Annotated in this window: 16 protein-coding genes; 8 read left to right on the forward strand and 8 right to left on the reverse strand. The window is 70.7% G+C overall.

The annotated features are described in order from the left end of the window. Positions 1 to 652 (forward strand): phosphoenolpyruvate carboxylase (locus tag AB7U92_RS06610; protein ID WP_428575384.1); only part of this gene is annotated, 652 nt, incomplete at its 5' end. Positions 653 to 780: 128 nt separating this feature from the next. Next, on the forward strand, positions 781 to 1,755 hold the full coding sequence (locus tag AB7U92_RS06615) for an HpcH/HpaI aldolase/citrate lyase family protein (protein WP_428575385.1): 975 nt from the start codon (positions 781 to 783) through the stop codon (positions 1,753 to 1,755). Here the strand turns inward: AB7U92_RS06615 and AB7U92_RS06620 are convergent. Together AB7U92_RS06620 and malQ are read right to left on the reverse strand one after the other, a co-directional pair. Continuing rightward, entirely contained in the window at positions 1,747 to 2,733 is a 987-nt protein-coding gene (locus AB7U92_RS06620; protein WP_428575386.1) for a LysR family transcriptional regulator, read from the reverse strand. The genes AB7U92_RS06615 and AB7U92_RS06620 overlap by 9 nt on opposite strands. 71 nt (positions 2,734 to 2,804) lie before the next feature. Then, entirely contained in the window at positions 2,805 to 4,316 is a 1,512-nt protein-coding gene (gene malQ / locus AB7U92_RS06625) for a 4-alpha-glucanotransferase (RefSeq protein WP_428575387.1), read from the reverse strand. 76 nt (positions 4,317 to 4,392) lie between these two features. On the opposite strand from malQ, the gene AB7U92_RS06630 reads away from it, so the two are divergent. Next, a complete protein-coding gene (locus AB7U92_RS06630) occupies positions 4,393 to 5,745 on the forward strand; it encodes a class II 3-deoxy-7-phosphoheptulonate synthase (protein ID WP_428575388.1) in 1,353 nt (450 codons plus the stop codon). Here the strand turns inward: AB7U92_RS06630 and AB7U92_RS06635 are convergent. Then, complete coding sequence (locus AB7U92_RS06635; RefSeq protein ID WP_428575389.1) at positions 5,708 to 6,523, reverse strand: cobalamin-binding protein; 816 nt, start codon at positions 6,521 to 6,523, stop codon at positions 5,708 to 5,710. The genes AB7U92_RS06630 and AB7U92_RS06635 overlap by 38 nt on opposite strands. Before the next feature lie 44 nt (positions 6,524 to 6,567). Between AB7U92_RS06635 and AB7U92_RS06640 the strand changes: the two genes are divergently transcribed. Next, entirely contained in the window at positions 6,568 to 8,622 is a 2,055-nt protein-coding gene (locus AB7U92_RS06640; RefSeq protein ID WP_428575390.1) for a S9 family peptidase, read from the forward strand. Here the strand turns inward: AB7U92_RS06640 and AB7U92_RS06645 are convergent. Next, positions 8,600 to 9,748 carry a tetratricopeptide repeat protein gene (locus AB7U92_RS06645; RefSeq protein ID WP_428575391.1) on the reverse strand — a complete coding sequence of 383 codons (1,149 nt, stop codon included), beginning with the start codon at positions 9,746 to 9,748 and terminating at the stop codon, positions 8,600 to 8,602. The genes AB7U92_RS06640 and AB7U92_RS06645 overlap by 23 nt on opposite strands. Positions 9,749 to 9,798: 50 nt before the next feature. Continuing rightward, a complete protein-coding gene (locus AB7U92_RS06650; protein ID WP_428575392.1) occupies positions 9,799 to 10,317 on the reverse strand; it encodes a hypothetical protein in 519 nt (172 codons plus the stop codon). Between the two features lie 146 nt (positions 10,318 to 10,463). On the opposite strand from AB7U92_RS06650, the gene AB7U92_RS06655 reads away from it, so the two are divergent. From AB7U92_RS06655 to AB7U92_RS06665, 3 genes are all read left to right on the forward strand, one after another. Then, on the forward strand, positions 10,464 to 10,964 hold the full coding sequence (locus tag AB7U92_RS06655) for a DUF3016 domain-containing protein (RefSeq protein WP_428575393.1): 501 nt from the start codon (positions 10,464 to 10,466) through the stop codon (positions 10,962 to 10,964). Positions 10,965 to 11,079: 115 nt separating this feature from the next. Next, on the forward strand, positions 11,080 to 11,778 hold the full coding sequence (locus tag AB7U92_RS06660) for a DUF2726 domain-containing protein (RefSeq protein WP_428575399.1): 699 nt from the start codon (positions 11,080 to 11,082) through the stop codon (positions 11,776 to 11,778). Between the two features lie 111 nt (positions 11,779 to 11,889). Further along, entirely contained in the window at positions 11,890 to 12,537 is a 648-nt protein-coding gene (locus AB7U92_RS06665) for a DUF1294 domain-containing protein (RefSeq protein ID WP_428575394.1), read from the forward strand. A 19-nt stretch (positions 12,538 to 12,556) separates the two neighbouring features. Here AB7U92_RS06665 and AB7U92_RS06670 read toward each other — a convergent pair whose 3' ends face one another. From AB7U92_RS06670 to AB7U92_RS06680, 3 genes are all read right to left on the reverse strand, one after another. Then, a complete protein-coding gene (locus tag AB7U92_RS06670) occupies positions 12,557 to 12,856 on the reverse strand; it encodes a flagellar basal body protein (protein ID WP_428575395.1) in 300 nt (99 codons plus the stop codon). Between the two features lie 59 nt (positions 12,857 to 12,915). Continuing rightward, complete coding sequence (locus tag AB7U92_RS06675) at positions 12,916 to 13,512, reverse strand: chalcone isomerase family protein (protein ID WP_428575396.1); 597 nt, start codon at positions 13,510 to 13,512, stop codon at positions 12,916 to 12,918. Between the two features lie 84 nt (positions 13,513 to 13,596). Further along, positions 13,597 to 14,508 (reverse strand): DUF808 domain-containing protein, encoded by a 912-nt coding sequence (locus AB7U92_RS06680; protein WP_428575397.1) that lies wholly within the window; start codon positions 14,506 to 14,508, stop codon positions 13,597 to 13,599. Positions 14,509 to 14,636: 128 nt separating this feature from the next. Here AB7U92_RS06680 and AB7U92_RS06685 point away from each other — a divergent pair, with 128 nt between their 5' ends. Next, positions 14,637 to 16,067, forward strand: a complete 1,431-nt coding sequence (locus AB7U92_RS06685) for a toll/interleukin-1 receptor domain-containing protein (protein WP_428575398.1) — start codon at positions 14,637 to 14,639, stop codon at positions 16,065 to 16,067. The last annotated feature ends 136 nt before the right edge of the window (positions 16,068 to 16,203 follow it).

Below are 16,203 nucleotides of genomic sequence, written 5' to 3' on the forward strand. Positions count from 1 at the left end.
GGCCAGCTACCGCAAGCTGATGGAGATGCCGCAGCTGCTGGCCTACCTGCGCGGCTCGTCGCCGCTTGAGGAACTGGCGCTGCTGAATATCGGCTCGCGCCCCGCGAAGCGGGTCCAGGGCCCCGGCACGCTGGCCGACCTGCGCGCCATCCCCTGGGTGTTCGCCTGGACGCAGAACCGCCACATGGTGCCCGGCTGGTATGGCCTCGGCAGCGCGCTGGAGGCCTTCGTCGAGGTGCGCAAGGCACGCGGCCTGGCGCTGCTGCAGCGCATGTTCGAGGAATGCCGCCCGTTCCGCACGGTGATCGACGAGGTCGAGAAGACGCTTCTCACGGTGGACCTGTCCATCGCCGCCGAGTACGCGCGCCTCGTGCCCGACGCGGCGGCGCGCGACGCCGTGTTCCGCATGATCGAGGCGGAGTACGAGCGCACCTGCGCGCGCGTGCTCGAGGTCACCGATGCCGGCGAGCTCGCCGAGCGCTTTCCGCAGCACCGCCGCCGCCTCGGTCGCCGGCTGCAAACCATGAACCAGGTCAGCCGCGAGCAGGTGCAGCTGCTGCAGCGCGTGCGCGCCGGCGGCGACGACGAGGTGCGCACCGCGCTGCTGCTGTCGATCCGCTGCGCCGCCGCCGGCTTCGGCGCCACAGGCTAGATGGAGCCCCCAAGCTCGCTGGCGCTCGCTACCCCCCGAGGGGGCCGCCCCGCCAGCGGACCGGCAGAGCCGCTTCCGCGGCGGGTGGCTGGGTCGGGAACAGATCGATTCACGGAAAGGAACGACACATGAGCTTCACGTTGATCGAGCAGGCCACGCCGCGCCTGCACCGCTCCGAGCTGGCCGTGCCCGGCTCGAACACCGCCCTGTTCGAGAAGGCCGCGGCCAGTGCGGCCGACATCGTCTTCCTCGACCTGGAAGACGCGGTGGCGCCCGACGACAAGCCGCAGGCGCGGAAGAACATCGTGCAGGCGCTCAACGAGCTCGACTGGGGCGCCAAGACGATGATGATCCGCATCAACGGCCTGGACACGCACTACATGTACCGCGACGTGGTCGACATCGTCGAGGCCTGCCCGCGGCTGGACATGATCCTGATTCCCAAGGTCGGGGTGGCGGCCGACGTCTATGCGCTGGACATGCTGGTCACGCAGATCGAGAACGCCAAGGGGCGCAGCAAGCGCATCGGCTTCGAGGTGCTGATCGAGACGGCGCTGGGCATGGCCAACGTGGAAGCCATCGCGCAGAGCTCGAAGCGGCTGGAGGCGATGAGCTTCGGCGTGGCCGACTACGCCGCCTCGACGCGCGCGCGCACCACGGTGATCGGTGGCGTGAACCGCGAGTCGGTGGTGCTCACCGACCCCGACGAGCACGGCCAGCGCCAGAGCTTCTGGACCGACCCCTGGCACGCCGCACAGACGCGCATGCTGGTGGCCTGCCGCGCCTATGGCCTGCGGCCGATCGACGGGCCCTTCGGCGACTTCTCCGATCCCGACGGCTTCCGCGCCGCGGCGCGCCGGGCGGCGGTGCTGGGCTACGAGGGCAAGTGGGCCATCCACCCCTCGCAGGTGGCGCTGGCCAATGAAGTGTTCACGCCGACCGAGGCCGAGGTGAACAAGGCGCGCCGCATCAAGGAGGCGATGGCGCAAGCCGCCAAGGAAGGCAAGGGCGCGGTGTCGCTCGACGGCCGGCTGATCGACATCGCCAGCATCCGCATGGCCGAGGCGCTGCTGGCCAAGGCCGACGCGATCGCTTCAGCCTGAGCGGCGGTTCGCCCGCTGCTTCTTCGCCGGAGCTTCCGGAAGCTGTTGCGACTGATAGCGACGCTCCTCGATCAGCGCCAGCCCCTGTTCGCGCAGGAAGGCTTCGAAGGCGGTCGCAGCCGCCGGCATGGCGCGGCCAGCCAGCGAGATCACGTACCAGTCGCGCTCGACCGGCTGGCCCGGCACCGGCACCTGCGCCAACAGCCCGGCCTGCAGCTCCAGCACGCAGGCGTGCATCGACAGGAAGGCCACGCCGAAGCCAGCCGCGCACATCTGCTTGATCGCCTCGTTGCTCGACAGTTCGGCACCGATGGCCAGTTCCACGCCCGCCTCGCGGAACAGCGCCTCGACGGTGTGGCGCGTGCCCGAGCCGCGCTCGCGCACCAGCAGGCTGTGTTCGTTGAGGTCTGCCAGCGTCGGCGCGGGAAGCTGCATGACGGGGTGCGACGGCGCGGCGACGAAGGCCATCGGGTGCTTGGCGAAGGCGGTGGCGTTGGCACGCAGTTCGGAGGGCGGGCGGCCCATCACCGCCAGGTCGACCTCCTGCACCGCCAGCGCCGAGGTCACTTCGGCGCGGTTGCCGACCTGGAGCTTGACCTTCACCTTGGGGTGCAGCTTGACGAACTCCAGCAGCACGTGCGGCAGCAGATATTCCGCGGTGGTCACGGCGCCGATACGCAGTGTGCCGGCGATCAGCCCGCGCTGCGCCGCCATCGCCTCGCTGGCTTCGCGCCACAGCGCGAGCATGCGGTCGGCGTAGGCGGCGAGCAGTTCGCCCGACTCGGTGAGCTTGACGCCGCGCGCGCTGCGGGTGAGCAGCGGCGTGCCGGCCGATTCCTCGAGGATGCCGATCTGCAGCGACACCGCGGGCTGAGTCAGGTGCATTTCCTCGGCCGTCTGCGAGATGCTGCGCAGCCGGGCCAGCGTGTGGAAGGTGGCGAGCTGGCGCAGCGTCGCGTTCTTCAGCGGCGCGCTCACCTTCCCGGCTCCCGAAGACGCATGTCCATCCACCCTCCTGACAGCGGCAGACGACATTAGCACATGTCAATTCAGCCTGTCTGCGGGGGCAGCCTTTCGTAGAGCTCGGCCATGCGTCGCAGCCGCGCCGGCGCATCCTGCGGCACCTGGTTCCAGTCGAAACGCCAGGCCCACCAGCCCTCCCCCTGGCCGGGGAAGTTCATGCGTCCCTCGCCGCCCAGGCCCATCACGTCCTGCAGCGGGTAGATGGCGGTGTCGGCCACGCTGGCGCAGGCCATGCGGATCATGTCCCAGTGGATCGCGCGGCCGTCGGTGGCCAGGTACTCGCGCAGGTGGTGGCGCGTCGCCTCGTCCGCGCTCGCCCACCAGCCCACGCTGGTGTCGTTGTCGTGCGTGCCGGTGTAGACCACGGTGTCGGCCTCATGGCGGTGCGGCTGGAAGCGTCGCTCGGCAGCGATGCCCTCGCCCCAGGCGAACTGCAGGATGCGCATGCCGGGGAAGTCGAAGGCGTGGCGCAAGGCGTCGACGTCGGGCGTGATCACGCCGAGATCCTCGGCGATGATGGGCAGGGGCCCGAGCGTGTCGGCGATCGCGCGGAACAGCGCCTCGCCCGGGCCCGGCTCCCAGTGGCCCTTCACCGCCGTCGGCTCGTTGGCCGGAATCTCCCAATGCGCCGCGAAGCCGCGGAAGTGGTCGATGCGCACGATCTCCACCAGTTCGACGCTGCGCCGCACGCGCTCGATCCACCAGGCGTAGCCGCCCTGCGCATGCGCGCTCCAGCGGTACAGCGGGTTGCCCCAGCGCTGGCCGGTGGCGCTGAAGGCGTCGGGTGGCACGCCGGCGATCACCGTCGGCCGGCCGGCGGCGTCGAGCTCGAAGAGCTCGGGCCGCGCCCACACGTCGGCGCTCTGGTAGGCGACGAAGATCGGCATGTCGCCGACGATGTGCACGCCACGGGAGTGGGCGTGCGCGCGCAGGGCGGCCCATTGGCGGAAGAAGCGCCACTGGCAGAAGGTCCAGAAGGCGATGCGCTCGCGGTGCGCCTCGCGCGCCCGCTGAAGCGCGGGCGGCGTTCGCTGGGCCAGGCCGTCGGGCCACTCGCACCAGTCGCGCCAGCCGTGGTGCTCGGCCAGCGCCATGAAGAGCGCGTAGTCGGGCAACCAGTCGGTGTGCTCGCGTTCGAAGGCGGCGAGGTCGGCGCGCTCCTCGGCGCTCGCCCGCTGGGCGAAGCGCGCAGCGGCCAGCGCGAGCCGCTGCATCCGGAAGGACACCATCGCCGCGAAGTTCACGCGCCGTGGGTCGAGCCCCTCGACTGGCGCGATCTCGGCCTCGCTCAGCCAGCCGCGGCGCTGCAGCTCGCGCAGGTCGATCATCAGCACGTTGCCGGCGAAGGCCGAGCTGCTCATGTAGGGCGAGTTACCCGGGCCAAGGCCGCCCAGCGGCAGCACCTGCCACAGGCTCTGGCCGGCACCGGCCAGCCAATCGACGAAGGCGTGGGCCTCGTCGCCGAGATCGCCGCTGCCGTGCGGGCCGGGCAGCGAGGTGGGGTGCAGCAGGATGCCGCTGCGGCGCGGAAAGCGCATGGAGACATCTCCTCGGTTCGTGCAGCCGAGAGGCTACAGTGCCGCACCGCATTTGCGGCACGTTCCGGTTACAGGCATGAATCAAGACTGGTCTCCCGACAGCTGGCGACAGCGCCCGGCGCGGCAGCTGCCCGCCTACCCCGACGCCGCGGCGCTGGCCGCCACCGAGCGCCAGCTCGCTGCCTGGCCGGCGCTGGTGGTGCCGGCCGAGACCGACGCACTGCGCGAGCGCCTGGCCGCGGTGGCGCGCGGCGAGGCCTTCCTGCTGCAAGGCGGCGACTGCGCCGAGAGCTTCGACGAACTGTCCACCGCCAACGTCACCGACACCTTCCGCGTCATCCTGCAGATGGCGGTGGTGCTCACCTACGGCGCCGCCTGCCCGGTGGTGAAGGTGGGCCGCATCGCCGGGCAGTTCGCCAAGCCGCGCTCGTCAGACAGCGAGACGGCGGGCGGCGTCACCCTGCCCTCGTACCGCGGCGACATCGTCAACGGCGCCGAGTTCACGGCCGCGGCGCGCACGCCCGATCCGCAGCGCCTGCTGCGCGCCTACTCGCACTCCGCCACCGTGCTCAACCTGCTGCGCGCGCTGGCCCAGGGAGGATTCGCCGATCTGCACCAGGTGCACCGCTGGACGGCGGACTTCGTCAAGCGCAGTCCGCAGGGCGAGCGCTTCGAGACGCTGGCCGAGCGCATCACCGACTGCCTCGCCTTCATGGAGGCCTGCGGCTTCGACGCCGCGAGCGCGCCGCAGCTGCACGCGGTGTCGTTCTGGACCTCGCACGAGGCACTGCAGCTGCATTACGAAGAGGCGCTGGCGCGCCGCGACGACGCCAGCGGCCGCGCGTACGGCGGCTCGGCCCATCTGCTGTGGATCGGCGAGCGCACGCGCGAGGTCGACGGTGCGCACGTCGAGTTCCTGCGCGGCCTGGCGAATCCGGTCGGCGTGAAGCTCGGGCCCAAGGTCACGCCCGACGAACTGCTGCCGCTGCTCGACCGGCTCGACCCGCAGCGCGAGCCGGGCCGCCTGGTGCTGATCACGCGCATGGGCGCGGGGAAACTGCCCGAGCGGCTGCCGGCGCTGATCCGCGCGGTGCAGGCCGCGGGCCGCACGCCGGTGTGGTGCTGCGACCCGATGCACGGCAACACCGTCACCAGCGCCAACGGCTACAAGACGCGCGACTTCGCCAACGTCGCGGCGGAAGTGCGCGATTTCTTCGCGGTGCACGCCGCCGAAGGCAGCCATGCCGGCGGCCTGCACTTCGAGATGACCGGGCAGGACGTGACCGAGTGCCGCGGCGGCGCGCAGGGCCTGACCGACGCCAGCCTGGCCGAGCGCTACCGCAGTGCCTGCGACCCGCGGCTGAACGGCTCGCAGAGCTTGGAGCTGGCCTTCATGGCGGCGGAGATGCTGAAAGCGGCAAGGCGCTGATCGCGCGGTGCAGCTGCCCGAGCCCGTCGGTCAACGCCGCCGGTCCGGGCTGCAGGATGTCGCAGCTCTTGATCTCCACCAGCGCACCGGTTCGTACCGCCGGCACCTCGGCCCAGCCGGGCCGCGCGGCCACGCGCTCCGGCCGGAATTTCTTGCCGCACCAGCTGCCGACGATCAGCTCCGGCGCGCGCCGCGCAGGCTCGAGCGGATCGGCGATCACGCGGTCACGGCCCATGCGCTGCACCGCCAGCTCGGGAAAGACATCGTCGCCGCCGGCGATGCCGATCAGCTCGCTGACCCACTGGATCGCGCTGATCATCGGCTCGTCCCACTCCTCGAAGTAGACGCGCGGGCGGCGCGGCCAGCGCGCGACAGCCTCGCGGATCTCGGCATGGCGGCGCTCGCAGCCGGCGATCCAGGCCTCGGCCTCGGCGCTGCGGCCGATCAGCCCGGCCACGAGCCGCAGGGTGGCGAAGATCTCGGCCACGCTGCGCTGGTTGGTGACGAGCACGCTGAGCCCGGCGCGGATCAGCTTGTCGGCCAGCGCGGCCTGCATGTCGGAAAAGCCGATCACCAGATCGGGCCGGAGCGCGACGATGCGGTCGATCTTGCCGTCGAGGAAAGCCGAGACGCGCGGCTTCTCCTGGCGCGCGCGCTTCGGCCGCACGGTGTAGCCGGAGATGCCGACGATGCGCGATTCCTCGCCGAGCAGGTAGAGCCACTCGGTGGTTTCCTCGGTGAGGCAGACGATGCGCTGCGGGCCGTGCGGGGAGGACATGGGGCGCGAGCATGCCATGGCAAGCTCACCGTATCCTCGAGGCCATGAAGGCTCCCATCCCCAAGCGCAAGCCGCACGACGTGTCGATCCACGGCGAGACGCGCATCGACGACTGGTACTGGCTGCGCCACCGCGACGACCCCGAGGTCATCGCCCACCTGCACGCCGAGAACGCCCACACGGAAGCCTGGTTCGCGCCGCATGCGCAACTCAAGCAGCAGCTCTACGACGAGATGCTCGCGCGCATCCAGGAAGACGACGACGACCTGCCCTGGCGCAAGAACGGCTGGTGGACCTGGAGCCGCACGGCCAAGGGCCGCCAGTACGAGACCTGGCTGCGCCGTCGTGACGAACCCGGCGCGCCCGAGGAGGTGATGCTCGACCTCAACGCGCTGGCCGAAGGCAAGCCCTTCCTGCAGCTCGGCGCCCTCGACGTGAGCCCCGACGCGCGACTGCTCGCGTACTCGCTCGACGAGACCGGCGCGCTCGACTACACGCTGCGCGTGCGTGACCTCGCCAGCGGGCAGGACCTGCCGCTGGCCATCGAGAAGACCGAAGACGCCGCCTGGGGCAACGACAGCCGCACCCTCTACTACCTCACCAAGGACGAAGCCAAGCGCACCCACCGCGTCTGGCGGCATCGGCTCGGCGCCGGCACGCCCGACGAGCTGCTGTTCGAAGAGGGTGATGAGCTGTTCTGGCTGGGTCTGGGCAAGACACGCGACGAGCGCTGGATCGTGGTGTCGTCGGGCAGCAAGGACACCACCGAGCTGCGCGTGATCGACGCCGATGATCCCGCGGCGGCGCCGCGCGTGGTGCTGCCGAGGAAGAGCGGCATCGAGATGTCGCTTGATCATCGCCACGGCCGCTTCTACCTGCTCGTCAACGACACCGGGCGCAACTTCCGCCTGGTGGAGACGCCCGCCGATGCGCCCTCGCTGGCATCGGCACGAGAACTGATCGCCCACCGCGACGACGTAATGCTGGAAGACGTGGACCTGTTCGAGCGCTGGATGGTGGTGCAGGAGCGCGACCGCGGCACGCTGAAGCTGCGCGTGTTCGACCTCGAGAACGGGAACCGGGGTCGCGACTGGCACATCCCCTTCGACGAGGCCGTCTACAGCGCCGGCGGCGACGTCAATGCCGAGTTCGACAGCGACGTCTACCGCGTGGCCTACACCTCGATGGTGACGCCGCATTCGATCGTCGACGTCGACCTGCGCAGCGGCGAGCGCACGCTGAAGAAGCGCCAGCCGGTGCTCGGCGGCTACGACCCGGCGCTCTACGACAGCACGCAGATCATGGCGCGCGCCGCCGACGGCACCGAGGTGCCGGTCTCGCTGGTGTGGAAGCGCGCGCTGCGGCGCGGCGCGCCGCAGCCGCTGCTGATGTACGGCTACGGCGCCTACGGCATCCCGGTCGACCCGTACTTCTCGTCGTCGCGGCTGAGCCTGCTCGACCGCGGCGTGGTGTTCGCCATCGCCCACGTGCGCGGTGGCGGCGACCGCGGGCGGCGCTGGTACGACGAGGGCAAGCTGGAGAAGAAGCGCAACAGCTTCACCGACCTGGTGGCCTGCGCCGAGGCGCTGGTCGCGCAGGGCTGGACCACGCCGGCGCAGCTGATCATCGAGGGCGGCAGCGCCGGCGGGCTGCTGGTGGCGGCGGCCGCCAACCTGCGGCCGGAGCTGTTCCGCGCCGTGGTCGCCGAGGTGCCGTTCGTCGACGTGGTCAACACCATGCTCGACGAATCGCTGCCGCTGACGGTGGGCGAGTACCTCGAGTGGGGCAACCCGAAGGAGCCGCATCACTATGCCGTCATCCGCAGCTACTCGCCCTACGACAACCTGCGCGAGGCGGCCTATCCGGCGATGTACCTGCGCGCCGGGCTGAACGACAGCCAGGTGCCCTACTGGGAAGCGGCCAAGTACGCCGCCAGGCTGCGCACCGTGAAGACCGGCGACGAGCCGGTGCTGCTGTCGGTGAACATGGACGCCGGCCACGGCGGCGCCTCCGGCCGCTACGACGCGCTGGCCGAGCGTGCCGAAGTGCTGGCCTTCATGCTGGCCGTCTGGGGCCTCACTGCAGGCGCAGCGCCCTGAGCTTCTCCAGCTTGCCGGCGTAGAGCTGGCGGTCGGCATCGCGCGTGCTGGCCTTCATCGCCAGGCCGAGCTGGCGCTGTGCCTCCTTCAAGTCGCCCAAGCCATAGCTGGCCAGCGCCAGTCCGAAGTGGAACTCGTGGTGATAGGCGGCGCGCTCGATCTCCTTCTCGAACATCGTGCGCGCCAGCGCGTAGTCGCGCCGCTCCATGGCCTCCAGCCCGCGCTGGAAGAAGTGGTAGGGTGGATACGGTTCGAGGCGCGCCAGCCGTGACTGCAGGCTCGCCGCCTCCTGAGCCCGCCCTGCTCTCTCGTACAGGTTCGCCAGGTTGGACAACGCCGCCGTGTTGGCTGGCTCGACGTCGAGCATCTGCCGCATGACGCGTTCGGCCCGCGCCAGCGCACCGCGACGCAGGTAGACCACGGCGAGCGTGTTGTGGGCCTGCATGAACGTCGGCTGAGTTTCGATGGCCGCGCGCACGTGCCAGTAGGCTTCGTCCACCTGCCCGGCCGCGAGCAGCTCGGCAGCGCGGTTGTTCATGTACATCGCCAGCACGGTCGCATCGTCGATCACCCGCGAATACTGCCGCTGCCCAGGCGCCGGCGGATCGAAGTCGATCAGCATGGCTTCGGCCACGTCGAAACGCACGCGGCCATCGCCGAAGTGGTTGCGCAACGTGAGATTCACGTGGCCGTTGGAGACCAGCAGGTCGCCGCTGCGCCCCCAGCCCGCATCGCTGTAGACACTGTGGAACTGAACCGGCAAGCCGAGGTGCCGCGCCATCGCGGCGCTCATGATCACCAGTGACAGGCAATTGCCGCTGCGCGCCTCGAAGGCTTCCGCGGCCGTGCGTGTACGCTGCGCGTCGTAGTCGAGCTTGAGCTGGCCGGGCGCGTACAGGGCATCGATCAGCGCCGTCCTCGGGCCCTTGCGGCGCGACTCGCGGGCCAAGTCCTCGTCGAGAAAGCGACGCATCGAATCGGAGAGTGCAAACACGTCGCCCGGCGCGACCGGATGCGACGGCGCCTCGAACAGGGAGTCGTCGAACAGGTTGGCCGGGACCGGCGCCGGCACGCTGGCGCAGGCCGCCAGGCACAGCGCCAGCAGTAGGACGAGGCAGCGCTTCATCGGGCATCCTCTCGCGCACACCGGGTGCGCCAGGATCGACCTTACTCCGATCAGCCGCGCGGTGCAGCCGGGGGCGTCCCCAGGGGGATCTCGCCCGTCCAGCTTCGCTCCATCTCGTCGAACAGCGAGTGCGAGGCTTCGGTGACCTCGAGGCTGCCGGGGCGGGTCTCGGTCTCTTCGTCGACTTCCGCCGCTGCGGAACGCGCAGCAACCGCCTCGGCCATGCGCGCGCGCAGATAGACCAGCCCCGCAGAGGGCACCCCTTCGACGAGCAGGTCGAGTTGTTCGATGCCCTTGCGCAGCACCAGCACGGGGATCTCGCGCTTGATCGCCCTCGAGCCGAAGCGGCCGATGGTCTGCTCGACGAACGCCAGGTGACGCATCAGCTGTCTCGTTTCCGGATGGACCCGCAGCAGCCGGTGAAGATCGGCATGGCCCCGGCGCAGTGCCTCGCCGGCGGACGTTCCAGTCGTGGTGGCGCCCTGGCGGTCGTCACGCTCGCCGAGCACCACGTGCACCTGGGCTCCGCGGACTTCGAACTTGAGGGGTCGCTTGAACAGTTCGCGCACCCGGCTGATGGGTGACTCGGAATCGGGCTTGCGGGACGACATGGGTGGGAGCACGATGTGATTGCCGCGAGCGTGCCACGGATCGGTGCACCCTTGCGGACCGAAGTGGCCAGTTCCACGAAAAACTGCCGATTGCGAGGACCGACATGAGCCATGCCCTCCCGAACACCCTGATGGCGCTGGCCGCCTGCGTGGGCGCCGCATCCGCACAGGCCGGCAGCGTCGAGGTGACCTACGACGCGGCCAAGGCGCACACCGATGCCGGCAGCACGCCGGCGCAGCGCGAGAAGAACCTGGCCGCGCTGGCGGCTCAACTGCGCGCGATCGGGCGCCAGCGCCTGCCAGATACGCGCACGCTTCGCGTCGAGCTGATCGACGTCGACCTGACCGGGACGGTTCGCCCGTCGAGAAGAGCCCTCCAGGATGTGCGCGTGGTCACCGGTCGTGGCGACGGGCCGCGCATCGAACTGCGCTACACGCTGCTGGACGCAGCGGGCGGCCAGATCGCCGCTGGCCACGAGACGCTGCACGACCCCGCCCTGCCCCGCCTCGGCGACGCCCGCGACAGCACCGGCGGTGAGCCGCTGCGTCACGAACGGACACTGCTCGATCACTGGGTCGTCACGCGATTCGCGGCCGCGCAGTAAGCGTTCGCAATCGTTCCGGCAGGCGTGAAATCCTCCCGCTTCTCGGCCGACCGGACTCCGGTGGCCGGCAGTACGCTGTGCCCATTTCCTTCCCGCACTCGCTGCCGCCGTGGCTATGCTCGACATCAACTTCATCGCCGCGCTGACCGTCTCCGCCCTGCTGCTCGCCTGGGTCTGGGCGCGCCGCCGGGGCAGCCGCCCGAAGACGCCCAAGCGCAGCAGCCGCGAGGAATCGCTGGACACGGTGCAGTCCTGGACGCCGCAGGCGGTGCGCGTGCTCACCCTGCCCGAGCGCCAGGCCTACGACCTGATGCGCAAGGCCATGCCGAGCCGGCTGGTGCTCGCACAGGTGCCGCTGGCCCGCTTCATCAGCGTGCCCACCCGCCACTCCTACAGCGACTGGCTCACCCGCGTGGGCCGGCTCACCGTCGACCTGGTGGTGTGTGACAAGAGTTCTCGCGTCGTCGCCGTGGTCGACATCCGCACCGACGGCCAATCCGAGCGCAGCATCCGCCGCCACGAGCGCATGGCGCAGGTGCTGCAGGCGGCCGGCATCCGCGTGCTGCAATGGCGCGCCGAGGCCCTGCCCAGTCCGGCCGAAGTGCGCGCCCTCTTCCGCGAGCAGGGCGTCGAGGTGGAAGAGGAAGTCATCGGCCCGGGAGGACGGCGCATGCTGCCGGTGCCCGAGATGGTCGAGGTGCTGGCCGAAGGCGACGAGATGGCCCTGGCCACGCCGCAGTTCGAGCCGGTGTCGTCGGACTACTTCGACGACCTCGATGCCATCCCGCCGGCCGGCGCCGCGCCGCGGCGGTGAGCCGCAACACGCCGCTACAGGCCGCTACAGCGGGCAACACGACGCATCCTCGGCGCTGGCTAGCATCGTGGCCATGACGTTGCAAAGAAGCGGCGAAGAGCCGCCGTCGCCATGAACAAGCAAGGCACCATCGTCCGCTGGGACGCCGAGCGCGGCTTCGGCTTCGTGCGCAGCCCAGGGGCGCAGGCCGAGGTCTTCTTCCACATCCGCGACTTCCGCGGCGGCAGCGCCGCCCCCGCCGAAGGGCTGGAGGTGCGCTTCGAGGAGATCCACGTCGGCGGCAAGGGGCCGCGTGCGATGGCGGTGAGCCCGCTCGACTATGTCGACCCGCGCCGCCCGCCGCCGCGTGAAGCGCCGCGCCGCCGTGACGGCAGCCGGCGCCCGCCGCCGCCGCCGCACGTGGCCATCGAGATGCGGACGATGGCCCTGCTGGTGCCGGCCTTCATCGCCTTGCTGGTGTGGGCCGCCTGGACGCAGCGCCTGCCGGTGCCGGTGGTGCTGGCCGCGCCGCTGGTCAGCGTGCTGGCCTTCTACCTCTACTGGCGTGACAAGTTCGCCGCGCAGCGCCACGCCTGGCGCACCCCGGAGGCCGTGCTGCACGCCGCCAGCCTCGCCGGCGGCTGGCCGGGTGCCTGGCTGGCCCAGCGGCTGCTGCGCCACAAGTCGGCCAAGGAGTCGTTCCGCCAGGTCTACTGGGGCACGGTCGCGCTGCACTGGGCGCTGCTGGCGCTGTTCCTGTACAGCGCACCGGCCCGCTGAGCGACGCCGGGCTGGTCGATCAGGCCATCACGTCGAGCAGCGTGCCGGTCAGGTCGCGCTCGGTTCGCAAGGTCTGCAGGTTGGCGCGGTAGACGGCGCTGGCGGCCATCTGGTTGACGATGTCTTCGGCCAGCGACTCGCCCGGCTCGCTCGCCTGAGACACGCTGGCGCGCACGCCGCCCGCGGGCTCGGCACTCTGCTGAACCATCTGCCGCCGGAAGCCCGGCGTCTGTGCATTGGCGATGTTGTGTGCCGAGCTATGCAGCTGCAGTTGCGCGGCGTTCAGCCCCGACAGGGCGGTCGACGAGATCGGGCTCATGGTGGGCGCACCTCCGACCCCGTCTTCGGCACGCCGCTCGCGAACTTGAGGGCCTCGCGCTATTCCTTGTCCAGGCCGAGCAGGGCGTCGCGCAGCTGCGAATCGGCCGGCGATTCGCCGACCCAGATCTTCATCACCATCTGGAAGAACTCGTCGTCGCCCACCGGCGCACCCTGCGGCTTGCCGAGGATGTAGAAGGTGGTGCCCTTGCCGGGCGCGAACTCCATCGCGAACGATTCGCCCGGCAGCATCTTCGAGCGGCCGGAAAACACCTCGATCAGCCGTGCACTGGCCAGGGCGTGGCGCTGCACCTGCTCCTTCGGCGAGTTGTCGCCCATGCCCTTGAGGAACAGCCGTCCGAGATCGGTGCCCGGCAGCTCGCGCAATGCGGTGAACTGCAGCCGCTTCGGCCCCTGCAGCGCCAGCAGTTCGGCCGGGCTGGACACCTTCTTGGTGGTGTACAGCGCCATGTCGTAGACCTTGAAGATGGCCTTGTAGCGCGTGCCCGCCCCGTTGAGCTGCAGCTTCGTGCCCTGCACCTCCATCGCCGGATCGAACTTCGTGGCCGTGGGTGCGGCCAGGGCCGCACCGGCCGCCAGGCCGAGCACCATGACCAACGCGCCAGCGCGCGACGACAGCGGGACGGATCGGGACATGGCAGCCTCCTGAGGGTGTGGTTGTTATTGGCTGCCATTATTCAACCGGCGCATCGCATTCGCCGCGGCGCGCCGTGGCGAAGTTCACGCCGGGCGGCCACGCAGACGCTGGAACAGCGACACCGCGGCCAGCACCAGCGCGCCGGCGACGATGCCGGCCACGCCGTCGGCCAGCGTCGGCAGCAGCGTGGTGGCCACCGGCCCCATGCCTTCCACCCAGCCCTGCACCGCATGGTGCAGCGGCCCGATGCCATGCACCAGGATGCCTCCGCCGACGAGGAACATCGCCGCCGTGCCGGCAATGGACAGCAGCTTCATCAGCCAGGGCGCTGCCACCAGGATGCCGCGGCCGAGCGCCTGCGCGCCGGCGCCGGGCCGGCGGCTGAGCCACAGCCCGGCGTCGTCGAGCTTGACGATGCCGGCCACCGACCCGTACACGCCCACCGTCATCACCAGTGCGATGCCGGCCACCACCGAGGCCTGGGTGACGAAGGGCGCGGCGGCCACCGTGCCCAGCGTGATCGCGATGATCTCCGCCGAGAGGATGAAGTCGGTGCGCACGGCGCCCTTGATCTTGTCCTTCTCGAGCGCCACCAGGTCGACGGCCGGATCGGCCAGCGCCTGGGCCAGTTCTTCCTTGTGCGCGGCGTCCTCCGCGGCGCTGTGCAGGAACTTGTGCGCCAGCTTCTCGAAGCCTTCGAAGCACAGGAACGCACCACCGACCATCAGCAGCGGCGTGATGAGCATCGGCAGGAAGGCGCTGATCGCCAGTGCCGCGGGCACCAGGATCGCCTTGTTCACGAGCGAGCCCTTGGCCACCGCCCACACCACCGGCAGTTCGCGGTCGGCGCTGACGCCGGTGACCTGCTGGGCATTGAGTGCCAGGTCGTCGCCGAGCACGCCGGCGGTCTTCTTGGCAGCCACCTTGGACAGGACGGCCACGTCGTCGAGCACGGTGGCGATGTCGTCGAGCAGGGCGAGGAGGCTGCTGGCCATGGTGTGCTGCGCCGGAGGGCGTGGTTCGGGTAGGGATGGGCGGAATCGCCGCGGGCCCGCATCGTAGCCGCTGTGCGTTGCGCCCCTGGCGGATCGGCACAACAATCGCACGCCCCCGAACCCGCACCGTGAATCTCTTCATCTCCTATCCCTCCGATCAGAAGAACCTGGCCGAGCAGCTGCGGCTGGCGCTCGAGGCCGAGGGCCACGAGGTCTTCACCGACCGCGCGGAGCTCAAGGAAGGCGAGCCCTACCACGAGGCACTGCGCGAGGCGATCGAGGGCGCCGACGCCCTCGTCTTCCTGATCACGCCGCGCTCGATCGCGCCGGGCAGCTACGCGCTCACCGAGCTCGACATCGCGCAGCGCCGCTGGCGCAGCCCGGGGCGGCGCGTGCTGCCGGTGATGGCGCTGCCCACGCCGATCGAGGACATCCCGCCCTACCTGCGCTCGGTGACGCTGCTGCAACCCAAGGGCGACCTGGTGGCCGAGACGGTGGCGGCGGTGGATCGCCTGCGCGGCCGGCTGCCGATGCGCGCCTGGCTGGTGGCCGCCGGCGTACTGGCGCTGGCCATCGCGGGCGCCTTCGTGGCCTACGAGCGGGCCGAGCAGAAGCGCGCGCAGGAGAAGGCCCAGCTCGAACTCCAGGCCGCCGAACTGGCTGCCGCCACGCAGCTCTGCGAGGCCGGCAGCCATGCAGTGGCCTGGAAGCAGTTCGAGACCATCATCGCCAGCCGACCCGGCGACGAGGCGGTGCGCAAGGCCCGCGAAGACTGCGGCATGCGCTGGCTGCGCGAGGCCCGCGTGGCCGGCGATAAGGAGAGCTTCAGCGCGCTGGTCGAGCCGATCCAGCCGGTACTGGCCCAGGGCATGGCCTCTGCACGCGGTGAGCGCCGCGCCGACCTCGCCGCCCACCTCGGCTGGGCCGACTTCCTGCGCAGCCGCGACGGCGCGGCCGGCGGCGACCCGCCGGCGCTGTACAAAGCCGCGCTGGCCGACGACGCCGGCAACGTCTACGCCCACACGATGTGGGCGCACTGGATGGTCTGGAACGGCGCGCGCATCGACGAGGCGGTGCGCCAGCACTTCGAGGCCGCCGCCAAAGGCTCGAGGGACCGCCCCTGGCTGCGCCGCATGCAGTTCTCGGTGGCCATGCTGCGCGGCGAGCTCAACGGCTATGCGTTCGAGGTGCTCAACCAGATGCGCGCCGCCGGCGAACAGCCCGACACCACGCAGCGCGACCTGGTCTGGCGCCGGCTGGTCGACTGGGGCCTGACCGCCAGCGACGCCGAGCGCGAGGTGCTGCTCGGCTTCCTCAGCCCAGCCGATGTGCTGTCCACCTTCGAGTGGCTCTACCCGGCCGAACAGGCGGTGGCGGATCGCCAGCCGCTGCACCGCTTCGCGCTCGCCCTGCTGCGCGCGCGCGCCGGGCGGCAGGAAGAAGCACTGCAGGCGCTCGACGAGCTGAACAGGGAATTCGTGGCGCGCAAGCAGGACTCGCGTCTGGCGCGTGCCACGTCGCAGCTGCTCGAGCAGCTGCGCAAGGCGCCGCGGCGCTGAAACCCGGGCCTAGTGGCAGCGCTGCACGGCCGGCGTGGCGTACTCGCGGCCGACCACCGCGCGGGCGTAGAGATAGTTGCCGCGGGCGCGCTCGCTGAGCGCATCCATGTCGACATGGCCGTCGGCATCGCAGGGA

It is taken from the genome of Piscinibacter sp. (assembly GCF_050175855.1).
GTDB lineage: Bacteria > Pseudomonadota > Gammaproteobacteria > Burkholderiales > Burkholderiaceae_C > Piscinibacter.